The 12,389-nt window shown below is 59.1% G+C and carries 11 protein-coding genes and 2 pseudogenes; 8 read left to right on the top strand and 5 right to left on the bottom strand.

Features of this window, described 5'->3' with window-relative positions; genetic code table 11:
- Positions 1–56: 56 nt before the first annotated feature.
- The 8 genes and pseudogenes from ABH912_RS10095 to ABH912_RS10060 all read left to right on the top strand — a co-directional run.
- Entirely contained in the window at positions 57–1,151 is a 1,095-nt protein-coding gene (locus ABH912_RS10095) for an ABC transporter ATP-binding protein (RefSeq protein WP_033057095.1), read from the top strand.
- Positions 1,151–2,242 (top strand): ABC transporter ATP-binding protein, encoded by a 1,092-nt coding sequence (locus ABH912_RS10090; RefSeq protein ID WP_046047474.1) that lies wholly within the window; start codon positions 1,151–1,153, stop codon positions 2,240–2,242. The genes ABH912_RS10095 and ABH912_RS10090 overlap by 1 nt, the downstream gene beginning before the upstream one ends.
- Positions 2,243–2,244: 2 nt before the next feature.
- A complete protein-coding gene (locus ABH912_RS10085; protein WP_046052483.1) occupies positions 2,245–3,111 on the top strand; it encodes a carbohydrate ABC transporter permease in 867 nt (288 codons plus the stop codon).
- Between the two features lie 8 nt (positions 3,112–3,119).
- Positions 3,120–3,920 (top strand): carbohydrate ABC transporter permease, encoded by an 801-nt coding sequence (locus tag ABH912_RS10080; protein ID WP_033057089.1) that lies wholly within the window; start codon positions 3,120–3,122, stop codon positions 3,918–3,920.
- 10 nt (positions 3,921–3,930) lie between these two features.
- Positions 3,931–4,203, top strand: a complete 273-nt coding sequence (locus tag ABH912_RS10075; protein WP_008146061.1) for a DUF2160 domain-containing protein — start codon at positions 3,931–3,933, stop codon at positions 4,201–4,203.
- A 47-nt stretch (positions 4,204–4,250) separates the two neighbouring features.
- Entirely contained in the window at positions 4,251–5,993 is a 1,743-nt protein-coding gene (locus ABH912_RS10070; RefSeq protein ID WP_033057087.1) for an extracellular solute-binding protein, read from the top strand.
- A 215-nt stretch (positions 5,994–6,208) separates the two neighbouring features.
- Positions 6,209–6,409 (top strand): co-regulatory protein PtrA N-terminal domain-containing protein, encoded by a 201-nt coding sequence (locus ABH912_RS10065; protein WP_429510557.1) that lies wholly within the window; start codon positions 6,209–6,211, stop codon positions 6,407–6,409.
- A gap of 79 nt (positions 6,410–6,488) precedes the next feature.
- Positions 6,489–6,647 (top strand): annotated as a pseudogene (locus ABH912_RS10060) (co-regulatory protein PtrA N-terminal domain-containing protein); the annotation flags it as partial.
- 87 nt (positions 6,648–6,734) lie between these two features.
- Here the strand turns inward: ABH912_RS10060 and ABH912_RS10055 are convergent.
- From ABH912_RS10055 to nuoK, 5 genes and pseudogenes are all read right to left on the bottom strand, one after another.
- Positions 6,735–6,979 (bottom strand): annotated as a pseudogene (locus tag ABH912_RS10055) (type II toxin-antitoxin system Phd/YefM family antitoxin).
- Between the two features lie 208 nt (positions 6,980–7,187).
- Entirely contained in the window at positions 7,188–8,651 is a 1,464-nt protein-coding gene (nuoN, locus tag ABH912_RS10050; protein WP_033057078.1) for an NADH-quinone oxidoreductase subunit NuoN, read from the bottom strand.
- Between the two features lie 7 nt (positions 8,652–8,658).
- On the bottom strand, positions 8,659–10,191 hold the full coding sequence (nuoM, locus tag ABH912_RS10045) for an NADH-quinone oxidoreductase subunit M (protein WP_033057076.1): 1,533 nt from the start codon (positions 10,189–10,191) through the stop codon (positions 8,659–8,661).
- A 39-nt stretch (positions 10,192–10,230) separates the two neighbouring features.
- Positions 10,231–12,084: an NADH-quinone oxidoreductase subunit L gene (gene nuoL / locus ABH912_RS10040; RefSeq protein ID WP_429510556.1), complete on the bottom strand. Its 1,854-nt coding sequence runs from the start codon at positions 12,082–12,084 to the stop codon at positions 10,231–10,233.
- Positions 12,081–12,389 (bottom strand): NADH-quinone oxidoreductase subunit NuoK, encoded by a 309-nt coding sequence (nuoK, locus tag ABH912_RS10035; RefSeq protein WP_007946416.1) that lies wholly within the window; start codon positions 12,387–12,389, stop codon positions 12,081–12,083. Before nuoK ends, nuoL begins: the two co-directional genes overlap by 4 nt.

The raw sequence follows: 12,389 nt of genomic DNA, 5'->3' as shown, positions 1-12,389 counted from the left end.
ACGAATGTCGCTCTGTAGCTCCGGTCGCTTGACTCAAATAATAAAAAGGCCGAGCCATGTCATTAACCCTGGAGCACGTCAGCCGTACCGTCGAGGGCCAGACCTGGATCGACGATGCGTGCCTTAGTTTCGAAGCCGGATCCTTCAACGTTTTGCTCGGGCGTACGCTGTCCGGCAAAACCAGTCTCATGCGCTTGATGGCTGGTCTGGACAAGCCTGACAGCGGCCGCATCCTGATGAACGGCGTCGACGTCACCCAGCGCCCGGTGCGTTTACGCAACGTGTCGATGGTCTATCAGCAATTCATCAACTACCCGACCATGACGGTGTTCGAGAACATCGCCTCGCCGTTGCGCCAGGGCGGTGTATCCGATGAGCTGATCCAGAGCAAAGTGCTGGAAACCGCGAAGATGTTGCGCATCGAGAAATTCCTCCAGCGCCACCCCCTCGAACTCTCCGGTGGGCAGCAACAGCGAACGGCCATGGCCCGGGCGCTGGTCAAGGATGCCGAACTGATCCTGTTCGACGAACCGCTGGTGAACCTCGACTACAAACTGCGCGAAGAACTTCGTCAGGAAATGCGCGAGTTGTTCAAGGCTCACCACACCATCGCCATCTACGCCACCACCGAACCCAACGAAGCCCTGGCGCTGGGCGGCACCACCACCATTCTTCACGAAGGCCGGGTGATTCAGAGCGGCAAGTCTTCCGAGGTGTATCACCAGCCGCAAACCGTGCTGGCGGCAGAGCTGTTCTCCGAGCCGCCGATCAACCTGATGCCGGGGCGTATCGCCGGCAACGAAGTCAGCTTCGCCAATTTCGTGCACTTCCCGCTGAACGTCGATTTGCGGCCGGTGGGCGAGGGCGAGTTCCGCTTTGGCGTTAGGCCCAGCCATATTTCGCTGGTGCCGAGCAACGACGATGACCTGGAACTGGCGGTGACCGTCGAGGTGGCTGAGATCAGCGGATCGGAAACCTTCCTGCACGTGCGCAACGAGCATTTCCTGCTGGTGCTGCACTTGCCCGGCGTTCACGAATACGACGTCGATGCGCCGATTCGTATCTATATCCCGACCCATAAACTGTTTGTCTTCGATACGCAGGGGCGGCTGGTCCAGGCGCCCGGTCGCCGTATCGCGAGGGTTGCCTGATGGCCGAAATTCGTTTGCAGCACCTCGCCCACAGTTACACCCGCACGCCGACCGGTCCCGAGGATTATGCGATTCGTGAGATGGACCACGTCTGGGAGCAGGGCGGTGCCTATGCCTTGCTCGGGCCTTCGGGCTGCGGCAAGTCGACCTTGCTCAACATCATTTCGGGGCTGCTCAGTCCGTCTCAGGGCCAGGTGTTGTTCGACAGCAAAGTGGTCAACGACCTGACTCCGGAGAAGCGCAACATCGCTCAGGTTTTCCAGTTTCCGGTGGTCTACGACACCATGACGGTGTTCGATAACCTGGCCTTCCCGCTGCGCAATCAGGGCATGGCCGAGGCGAAAATTCACAGCAAGGTGCAGGAAATCGCCGAAGTCCTCGACCTCCAGGCTTTGCTGTACAAGAAGGCGCGCAACCTCACCGCCGATGAAAAGCAGAAGGTCTCCATGGGCCGTGGGCTGGTGCGCGACGACGTGTCAGCGATCCTGTTCGATGAGCCGCTGACGGTGATCGACCCGCACCTGAAGTGGAAGCTGCGGCGCAAGCTCAAGCAGATCCATGAGCAGTTCAACATCACCATGGTCTACGTCACTCACGATCAGCTGGAGGCCTCGACCTTCGCCGACAAGATCGCGGTGATGTACGGCGGGCAGATTGTGCAATTCGGCACGCCGCGAGAACTGTTCGAGCGGCCGAGCCACACCTTTGTCGGCTATTTCATCGGCAGTCCGGGGATGAACCTGATCGAGGTGCAGCCGCAACCGGGTGGAGTCGGGTTCGCCTCGACGCATTTGCCACTGTCCGATCCTCAGCAGAAACGCGTTGCCGAGTCCGAGTGGAAAACCCTGAAGGTCGGCATTCGTCCGGAGTTCGTGCATGTGTGGGACGAGCCGTTTGATGAGGCGATGCAGGCACAGGTCGTACACGTCGAAGACCTTGGCACCTACAAAATCATGACCCTGAACCTCGACGGCGCCCCTTTGAAAGTGCGCCTGGCCGAAGACAAGCCAGTGCCTGAGGGAACCGCCTACATCAGCTTCCCGGCGCAATGGTTGATGGTGTATGCCGACGAATATCTCCTGGAGACGTAGCCATGAACAAGGTGCAGAACAACAAGGCCTGGTGGCTGGTGTTGCCGGTGTTTTTGCTGGTGGCGTTCAGTGCGGTGATCCCGATGATGACCGTGGTCAACTACTCGGTGCAGGACATTTTCGACCAGTCCAGCCGCTACTTCGTCGGCGCCGACTGGTACAAGCAAGTGCTGCTCGATCCGCGCCTGCATGACTCATTGCTGCGCCAGTTCATCTATTCCGGCTGTGTGCTGCTGATCGAAATCCCGCTGGGCATCGCCATCGCCCTGACCATGCCGACCAAGGGTCGCTGGTCGTCGCTGGTGCTGATCATCCTGGCGATTCCGTTGCTGATTCCGTGGAACGTGGTCGGCACCATCTGGCAGATCTTCGGTCGGGCGGACATCGGCCTGCTGGGCTCGAGCCTCAATGCCATGGGCATTAGCTACAACTATGCGGCCAACACCATGGACGCCTGGGTCACGGTGCTGGTGATGGATGTCTGGCACTGGACGTCGTTGGTGGCGCTGTTGTGTTTCTCGGGGCTGCGGGCGATTCCGGACGTGTACTACCAGGCGGCGCGGATTGATCGGGCCTCGGCCTGGGCGGTTTTCCGACACATCCAGTTGCCCAAGCTCAAGAGCGTGCTGTTGATCGCGGTAATGCTGCGGTTCATGGACAGTTTCATGATCTACACCGAACCGTTTGTGCTGACCGGTGGCGGTCCGGGGAATGCCACGACGTTCTTGAGTCAGACCCTGACCCAGATGGCTGTAGGCCAATTCGACCTCGGCCCGGCGGCGGCGTTCTCGCTGGTGTACTTCCTGATCATCCTGTTGGTGTCCTGGCTGTTCTATACGGCCATGACTCACTCTGACGCCAACCGCTGAGGTCTGCCATGAGCAAGAGAAAGCTTATTCCGTTGCTGATCTACATCCTGTTCTTGCTGGTGCCGATCTACTGGTTGCTGAACATGTCCTTCAAGAGCAACACCGAAATCCTCAGCGGCCTGACGTTGTTTCCGCAGGATTTCACCTTCGCCAACTACAAGGTGATCTTCACCGATCCGGCCTGGTACACCGGTTACCTCAACTCGTTGTACTACGTGAGCATGAACACGGTGATTTCGCTGAGCGTGGCATTGCCGGCCGCGTATGCGTTCTCGCGCTATCGGTTCCTCGGTGACAAGCACCTGTTTTTCTGGCTCCTGACTAACCGCATGGCACCACCGGCGGTGTTTCTGTTGCCGTTCTTCCAGCTGTATTCCTCGATCGGTTTATTCGATACGCACATCGCCGTCGCGCTGGCTCATTGCCTGTTCAACGTGCCGTTGGCGGTGTGGATTCTTGAGGGCTTCATGTCCGGGGTTCCCAAGGAAATCGACGAAACCGCCTACATCGACGGCTACAGTTTCCCCAAGTTCTTCGTGAAGATTTTCGTTCCGCTGATTGGCTCCGGGATCGGTGTCACGGCATTTTTCTGCTTCATGTTTTCCTGGGTCGAACTGCTGCTGGCGCGGACGCTAACGTCGGTCAACGCCAAACCGATTGCGGCGGTGATGACGCGCACGGTCTCGGCGTCCGGTATCGACTGGGGCGTGCTGGCGGCGGCGGGGGTGTTGACCATCCTGCCGGGCATGCTGGTGATCTGGTTTGTTCGCAACCACGTGGCCAAGGGCTTTGCCCTGGGCCGGGTCTGAGGAGCTGATGATGGAATGGATGAGTTGGACCGGCCCTACGGCGGCCTTCTTCAGTGTCATTGCCTTGATCCTGGTGGGCATGACGACCTGGGAATTGCGTTCGCCGAGCATTCTTCGGCGTGGTTTGTTGCCGATAGCCACCACCCGTGGCGATCGGTTGTTTATCGGTCTTCTCGGCAGCGCCTACCTGCATTTGCTGGTAATCGGCGTCACCGACTGGAGCATCTGGGTGGCGTTCGCGTTGTCCCTGGTGTGGCTGTTGGCTGTGATGCGTTGGGGCTAGTCGAATCGCTCGGCAAAGTTGCTCCGAAACCCTAAAAGGAGGTCTCTATGTTCGACAAAAACAATAAGCTGCGACATAGCGTTTCATTGGCAGCCATGCTGGCACTCAGCGGGCTGAGCGCTGCAGCCTGGGCCGATGCCTATGAAGAAGCGGCCAAGAAATGGATTGGCAGCGAATTCAAACCGTCTACCCTGACGGCGGATCAACAGCTTGAAGAACTGAAGTGGTTTATCAAGGCTGCAGAGCCGTTTCGCGGGATGGACATCAAGGTTGTTTCCGAAACCCTGACCACGCACGAGTATGAATCCAAGGTATTGGCCAAGGCCTTTACCGAGATCACCGGGATCAAAGTCACCCACGACCTGCTGCAAGAAGGCGATGTCGTGGAGAAACTGCAGACCGTGATGCAGTCGGACAAAAGCATCTATGACGGGTGGGTCAACGACTCGGACCTTATCGGTACCCATTTCCGTTACGGCAAGACCGAAGCCATCACCGACCTGATGGCCAATGAGGGTAAAAACTTTACGTCGCCGACCTTGGACCTCAAGGATTTCATCGGCATCTCCTTCACCACCGCGCCCGACGGCAAGCTCTATCAATTGCCCGATCAACAGTTCGCCAACCTCTACTGGTTCCGCGCCGACTGGTTCGAGCGGCCGGAGCTGAAAGCCAAGTTCAAGGAAAAATACGGTTACGAGTTGGGCGTGCCGGTGAACTGGTCTGCCTATGAAGACATTGCCAAATTCTTCAGCGAAGACGTCAAGGAAATCGACGGCAAGCGGGTCTATGGGCACATGGACTATGGCAAGAAAGACCCATCCCTGGGCTGGCGCTTTACCGATGCCTGGTTCTCCATGGCCGGCGGCGGTGACAAGGGCTTGCCCAACGGTTTGCCAGTGGATGAGTGGGGCATTCGTGTCGAAGACTGCCATCCGGTCGGCTCCAGCGTGACCCGCGGGGGTGATACCAACGGCCCGGCAGCGGTGTTTGCCACCACCAAATACGTCGACTGGATGAAGAAATACGCGCCACCGGAAGCGGCGGGCATGACCTTCTCCGAATCCGGCCCGGTGCCGTCCCAAGGCAACATCGCCCAGCAAATTTTCTGGTACACCGCATTCACTGCGGACATGACCAAACCGGGCCTGCCGGTGGTCAATGCCGACGGCACGCCGAAATGGCGCATGGCGCCATCGCCACGCGGACCGTATTGGGAAGAGGGCATGAAGCTTGGGTATCAGGACGTGGGTTCGTGGACGTTCATGAAGTCCACGCCTGAGAAACAGAAACTGGCGGCCTGGCTGTACGCGCAGTTCGTGACCTCGAAAACCGTATCGTTGAAGAAAACCATCGTCGGCCTGACGCCAATCCGCGAATCGGACATCAACTCGCAAGCGATGACCGACCTGGCGCCGAAACTCGGTGGCCTGGTGGAGTTCTACCGCAGCCCGGCCCGCGTGCAATGGACCCCGACCGGGACCAACGTGCCGGACTATCCGCGTCTGGCTCAACTGTGGTGGAGCCATATTGCCGAAGCCGCCAGCGGCGACAAAACCCCGCAACAGGCGCTGGATGGTTTGGCCAAGGATCAGGACGCGATCATGACCCGTCTGGAGCGCTCGAAGGCGCAAGCCACCTGCGCACCGAAAATGAACCCCGAGCGCGATGCGCAATACTGGTTCGATCAGCCGGGTGCACCGAAGCCAAAACTGGCGAACGAGAAGCCTAAAGGTGAAACCGTGAGCTACAACGAACTGCTGAAATCGTGGGCTGATGCACGGAAGTAAGAGGCTTTAATGTGAAACGCGAACGGCACCGTAAGGTGCCGTTTTCATTTGTGCCTGATGGACCGCTTTTGCAAGCAAGCGACCCAGCGGGAGCAAGCTCCCTCGTCACAGATACCTTTCAGGCTACATGACGAATATGTAATTTGCGCGCCACCGTCATGAAAGGTTCGGATTGTTACCTTGGCCTCGTTAGTTAATTAAACGAGGAATCAAACATGAAACCTGCAGAGCTGAGTGCATTTGTAGCGGCGTTGGTGATGTCTTCTGTTGTTTTGGCAGAAGGTGGCGGCGACAGAGCCTTTGAAAAAATGATGGCGGCCAATGACCGCTCGGTGGAGGCGTTTGTCGCCAAAGAACAGGCGCGTAACCCCGTCGTGTTGAATGAAAAAAAGGACGACAAGACCAAAAACTTGTAAGCGTGTCGCACCTGAACCAGCCCGTCATCGAATGCCGATGGTGGGCTTTTTTTTGAGCCTGGATTTGAAGGTATTGGATTTGAAAGTTTTTAAGTTGATGACGTTCGTCGGTGTGATGGCGATGTCGTTGAATGCGCTGGCAGAAGGCGGCGGTGACAGGACGTTTGAGAAGGCGTTCAGTGCCAACGTCAAAGCCATGGAGCAATACGCGGCCAATCAGGGCAAACCTGCGCCGGTGGCTTGCGCATCGCTGCACAGATGATCTGTTTGGGGACCTTGCCGTTGGCCTTCAAGCGATCCTTCATGGCAATGGAGTGTTCAGAGGTCACAGGCAACCTTCAAAAGCATCGAGCATGCCGTCAGGCAGTGGGGCGTCAAAGTCTTCTGGGAGCACCAGTTTGCCTTTCATCGCTCCGGTACGCTGGCCGTGGGTTTTCCCTCCGGAACCAGATGCGCAAGGGCCCGACCATGTTTGGCAATCGTGATGATCTGTCCGGCAGCCGCGTCATCGACGAGTTTGGACAGATCGTTTTCTGCTTCGGCCAACGGAACGACGATGTCACGGTTCATTGTTCTTTCTCGCGTTTATTTATCGATCCAGCCAGTCACTCAAGATAGAACCAAGTACTCAATGCTGGCTGTAGGACGAGGCGGATAGTCCGGCGGGAGCTTTCGGGGATTGCGAGAGGCGGGGAGTGCAGCGGTAACAAATCGTACAGATGCAAAAACGGCACCCGAAGGTGCCGTTTCTGTTTTCTACCGAGTGTCGCTTAAGCGATCAACCCGCCAACCCCGCCTGCTGAACCAGCACCAGCAACGGCTGCGGATACAGCCCGAGGAAGAACGCCAGTGCGGCGATGGCCAGCAGCATCACGCCGCCTGCACGTTGTTCCCAGTGCAGTTGCGCATCGTGGCGACGCAGGTTCGGTTCGATCAGGTACAGGGTGACCATCACACGCAGGTAGTAGAAGACGCCGATGGCGCTGCCCAGTACCAGGGAACCGACCAGCCACCATTGGTGCGACTCGACGCCGGTAGCGATGATGTAGAACTTGCCGATAAAGCCCGCGGTCAGCGGGATGCCGGCCAGGGACAGCATCATCACGGTCAGTACGGCGGTCAGGTACGGACGGCGCCAGAACAGGCCGCGGTATTCGTACAGGGCATCCGCATCACGGCCGTTGTACGGCGAGGACATCAGGGTGATCACGCCGAACGCGCCGAGGCTGGTGATCACGTAGGTGACCAGGTACACGCCGATGGCTTCCACGGCCAGGCCCTTGCTCGCCACCAGGGCGATCAGCAGGTAACCGAAGTGAGCGATGGACGAGTAACCCAGCAGACGCTTGAGGTTGCTCTGGGTCAGTGCCAGCAGGTTACCGAACAGGATCGACGCGATGGCGATGATGGTCAGTACGTCGCTCAGTACACCGCTGCTCGCCGCCGGCGAGATCTGGAACAGACGCACCATCACCGCGAACACAGCGACTTTCGAAGCGGTGGCCAGGAACGCGGCCACCGGTGCCGGAGCACCTTCGTACACGTCCGGGGTCCAGAGGTGGAACGGTACCAGCGACAGCTTGAACGCCAGACCGATCAGCATCATGCCCAGGCCCAGTTGCGCCAGCGAGCTTGGCAGGCCGGTGGCCGCGAGGGCCTGGCCGATACCGACGAAGCTCAGGCTGCCGGAGTCGGCGTAGAGCAGGGCCATGCCGAACAACAGGAACGCGGAACCGGCGGCCGACAGCACCATGTACTTGATACCGGCTTCCAGCGAACGCTTGTTGAAGAAGGCATAAGCCACCAGACCGTAGACCGGTACCGAGAGCAGTTCCAGACCGATGAACAACCCGGCCAGGTGCTGCGCGCTAACCAGTACCAGGCCACCGGCGGCGGCCATCAGGATCAGCAGGTAAAGTTCTTCACGGTTGCCCGGGTAACCCGAACCGCCATCGCCGAGGTAGGCGTGGGCGAGGGTCACACAAGCGAGGGTGGCGACCAGGATCAGCGCCATATACAGGCAAGCGAAGGTGTCGATCTGCAGCAGTGGAGTCACCGCCAGAGGCGCGACTTTCAGGGCTGGCAGGATCGACAGCAACGCCAGGTTCAGACCCGCCACGGAAATCAGGAAGGTCTGCGAGTGGTTGCGGCGCCAGGCGATCGCCAGCATCACCACGATGATCGTGGCGCTGGTGATCAACAACGGCGCAAGCGCGATAAAGTGTTGAGTCGTGAATTCCATAGCGCTCTTACCGGGCCGAAGCGAGTTGAGTGAAGGCGGTGCCGAGCCATTGCTGCACGCCATGCATCGTCGCAGCAGAGGTATCGAGGAACGGTTGCGGGTACACGCCGATGAAAATCAGCAACGCTGCCAGACCGACCACCATGATCAGTTCGCGACCATCCATGCCATGCAGCACCGCGTCCGATTTGGACGGGCCGAAGTAGGCACGGTGGATCATGATCAGCGAGTAGACCGAACCGAACACCAGACCGGACGTCGCGAGGATAGTGATGATTGGAGCGCTCGGGAACGTGCCGATCAGGATCAGGAACTCACCCACAAAGTTACCGGTAGCCGGCAAGCCCAGGGACGCGGCTGCGAAGAACAGGCTGACGGCCGGCAGGTAAGCGATCTTCGACCACAGGCCACCCATTTCACGCATGTCGCGGGTGTGGGTACGCTCGTACAGTTGACCACTGAGGATAAAGAGTGCCGCCGCCGACAGACCGTGCGCCAGCATCTGCATCACCGCGCCTTGCAGCGCCAGTTGGCTGCCGGAGTAGATGCCGATCAACACGAAACCCATGTGGGAAACGGAGGAGTAGGCGATCAGACGCTTGATGTCGGTTTGGGCGAAGGCCAGGAACGCACCGTAGAAGATCCCGATCAGACCCAGGGTCATGGCGAACGGCGCGAACTCGGCCGAGGCATTCGGGAACAGCGGCAGGGCGAAACGCAGCAGACCGTAAGCAGCCGTTTTCAGCAAGATACCGGCCAGGTCGACCGAACCCGCTGTCGGTGCCTGTGCGTGAGCGTCAGGCAACCAGGAGTGGAACGGCACGACCGGCAGTTTCACCGCGAAGGCGATGAAGAAGCCGAGCATCAGGATGTACTCGGTGGTCAGCGACATCTTGGTTTTCAACAGATCGGCGTAGTTGAAGGTAATCACGCCGGTGTCGTTGAAGTTGACCAGTACCAGACCCAGGATCGCCACCAACATGATCAGGCCGGAAGCCTGAGTGAAGATGAAGAACTTGGTCGCCGCGTAGATCCGGGTTTTCTTGCCGTCCGAAGAACTGTGACCCCAGAGCGCGATGAGGAAGTACATCGGCACCAGCATCATTTCCCAGAAGAAGAAGAACATGAACAGGTCGAGGGCGAGAAACACGCCGACGACACCGCCCAGGATCCACATCAGGTTCAAGTGGAAGAAGCCAACGTGACGCTGGATCTCTTTCCACGAGCAGAGTACCGAGAGGATACCCAGCAGACCGGTCAGCAGGATCATCAACAGCGACAGGCCGTCGAGGGCCAGGTGCACGCTGATGCCGAAGCGCTCGATCCAGATGTGCTTGAACTCAAGCGCCCAGGTCGGATCGGCGCCAGGTGCCGGAGCAAATGAATAATTACCGTGGGCCCACAGCCAGAGGCCGAGTGCGAGTTCCAGGGTCATGGTCAACAGCGCAATCCAGCGGGGGAGGGTAGCGCCGAAGCGCTCACCCATCCAGCACAGCAGGCCGCCGATGAAGGGGATCAGGATTAGCCAAGGCAGAATCATGACGGGCTCAATTCCTTTCGCAAGTTCGCAAGGTTCATATCAGACCGCTACCAGCACGATGGCGCCGATGACCAGCACGGAGCCGGCTGCCATCGATGCCGCGTACCAACGCAGTTGACCGGTTTCGGTACGGCTCAGGGCAGTGTGACCACCTTTGGCCATACGCGGGATCAGACCGATGGTCTGGTCGAGCGGGTCTCTGCGCAGTGCGTGGCTGATCGCAAGGTATGGCTTGACGAACAGTTTGTCGTAGATCCAGTCGAAGCCCCAGGCAGCGAACCACCAGGCCGAAAGGAAGCGGCCAATGCCGCTGTTGGCGATTGCAGTGACGAAGCGACGCTTGCCGAGGAACAGCAGTGCGGCCAGCAGGATCCCGGACAGGGCGATGGCGCCCGACGCGATTTCCAGACTGTGCTTGGCTTCGCCACCGGCATGGCCGACGCTTTCCGGCAGCACGCCGTGCAGCGGTGGAACGATCATCGCGCCAATGGCGGTAGACAACACGATCAGCACCGACAGTGGCAGCCAGTGAGCGATGCCGTGACCGGCGTGCGCTTCGGTCTTCACTTCACCGTGGAACGTGATGAAGATCAGGCGGAAGGTGTACAGCGACGTCATGAACGCACCGACCAGACCGGCGTAAAGCAGGCCGTGGTTGCCGCTGGCGAACGCTTCCCAGAGGATTTCGTCCTTGGAGTAGAAGCCTGCGGTCACCAGTGGCAGGGCCGCCAGGGCCGCGCCGCCGACGATGAAGCTGGCGTAGGCCAGTGGCAGTTTCTTCCACAGGCCGCCCATTTTGAAGATGTTCTGCTCGTGGTGGCAGGCAACGATCACCGCACCGGACGCAAGGAACAGCAGCGCCTTGAAGAAGGCGTGGGTCATCAGGTGGAAGATCGCGCCATCCCACGCACCAACGCCCAGCGCCAGGAACATGTAGCCGATCTGGCTCATGGTCGAGTAGGCGAGGATACGTTTGATGTCGGTCTGGACCAGTGCGGCAAAACCGGCGAGTACCAGGGTCACGCCACCGACAACGCCAACCAGGTGCAGGATGTCCGGCGCCAGGGAAAACAGGCCGTGAGTACGGGCGATCAGGTAGACACCGGCGGTTACCATGGTTGCGGCGTGGATCAGTGCCGAAACCGGAGTAGGACCGGCCATCGCGTCCGCCAGCCAGGTTTGCAGCGGCAGTTGCGCGGATTTACCGACAGCGCCGCCTAGCAGCATCAGGGTGGCCATGACCATCCAGAAGTCGCCAGACTGGAATTTCTGTGGTGCCAGCACCAGCAGTTCCTGGATGTTCAGCGTGCCCAGTTGTGCGAACAGGATGAACAGGCCGATGGCCATGAACACGTCGCCGATACGGGTGACGATGAAGGCTTTGAGTGCCGCGTTACCGTTGTTGCGGTTGCTGTAGTAGAAACCGATCAACAGGTACGAGCACAAGCCCACGCCTTCCCAACCGAAGTACAGGAACAACAGGTTATCGCCCAGGACCAGGAACAGCATGCTGGCGATAAACAGGTTGGTGTAGGCGAAGAAGCGCGAGTAACCGGCCTCACCGCGCATGTACCAGGACGCGAACAGGTGGATCAGGAAGCCGACGCCGACCACCACACCGAGCATGGTCAGGGACAGACCATCCAGGTACAGCGCGAAGTTCGGCGTAAAGCCTTCCACCGCCATCCACTGCCACAACACCATGGTGTAGTGACCGCCTTCCGGCGGGGCGACGTTGAATTGCCAGATCACATAAGCCGTGACGATGGCCGACAGTCCAATGGAACCGACGCCGATCAGCGCCGACAGGTTTTCCGAGAGGCGGCCGCGTGAGAACGCCAGCAGCAGGAAACCTATGAGAGGGAATACGAAAGTCAGATAGAGAAGATTCATCCGCGCATCTCGCTGGCAGCGTCGATATCGAGAGTGTGGAAGCGGCGATACAGCTGCAACAGAATCGCCAGGCCAATACTGGCCTCGGCGGCTGCCAGGCTGATCACCAGGATGAACATGATCTGTCCATCCGGCTGCGCCCAGCGGCTACCGGCAACGATGAAGGCCAGTGCGGAGGCATTCATCATGACCTCCAGGCTCATCAGCACGAAGAGAATGTTGCGGCGGACCATCAGGCCGACCAGACCGAGGCAGAACAGGATGCCGGCGACCGCCAGACCATGCTCCATAGGGATAGCAGGCAT

It is taken from the genome of Pseudomonas sp. BT76 TE3572 (assembly GCF_050435365.1).
GTDB classification, from domain to species: Bacteria; Pseudomonadota; Gammaproteobacteria; order Pseudomonadales; family Pseudomonadaceae; genus Aquipseudomonas; species Aquipseudomonas fluorescens_W.
This window is presented reverse-complemented; position numbering and strand designations above follow the sequence as displayed.

What these genes read in the sequence shown, in the direction of transcription:
- nuoK (WP_007946416.1), bottom strand. Translation starts at nt 12,389, where the DNA reads ATGCCTGCTATCCCTATGGAGCATGGTCTGGCGGTCGCCGGCATCCTG.
- ABH912_RS10095 (WP_033057095.1), top strand. Translation starts at nt 57, where the DNA reads ATGTCATTAACCCTGGAGCACGTCAGCCGTACCGTCGAGGGCCAGACC.
- ABH912_RS10070 (WP_033057087.1), top strand. Translation starts at nt 4,251, where the DNA reads ATGTTCGACAAAAACAATAAGCTGCGACATAGCGTTTCATTGGCAGCC.
- ABH912_RS10075 (WP_008146061.1), top strand. Translation starts at nt 3,931, where the DNA reads ATGGAATGGATGAGTTGGACCGGCCCTACGGCGGCCTTCTTCAGTGTC.
- ABH912_RS10065 (WP_429510557.1), top strand. Translation starts at nt 6,209, where the DNA reads ATGAAACCTGCAGAGCTGAGTGCATTTGTAGCGGCGTTGGTGATGTCT.
- ABH912_RS10080 (WP_033057089.1), top strand. Translation starts at nt 3,120, where the DNA reads ATGAGCAAGAGAAAGCTTATTCCGTTGCTGATCTACATCCTGTTCTTG.
- nuoL (WP_429510556.1), bottom strand. Translation starts at nt 12,084, where the DNA reads ATGAATCTTCTCTATCTGACTTTCGTATTCCCTCTCATAGGTTTCCTG.
- ABH912_RS10090 (WP_046047474.1), top strand. Translation starts at nt 1,151, where the DNA reads ATGGCCGAAATTCGTTTGCAGCACCTCGCCCACAGTTACACCCGCACG.
- ABH912_RS10085 (WP_046052483.1), top strand. Translation starts at nt 2,245, where the DNA reads ATGAACAAGGTGCAGAACAACAAGGCCTGGTGGCTGGTGTTGCCGGTG.
- nuoN (WP_033057078.1), bottom strand. Translation starts at nt 8,651, where the DNA reads ATGGAATTCACGACTCAACACTTTATCGCGCTTGCGCCGTTGTTGATC.
- nuoM (WP_033057076.1), bottom strand. Translation starts at nt 10,191, where the DNA reads ATGATTCTGCCTTGGCTAATCCTGATCCCCTTCATCGGCGGCCTGCTG.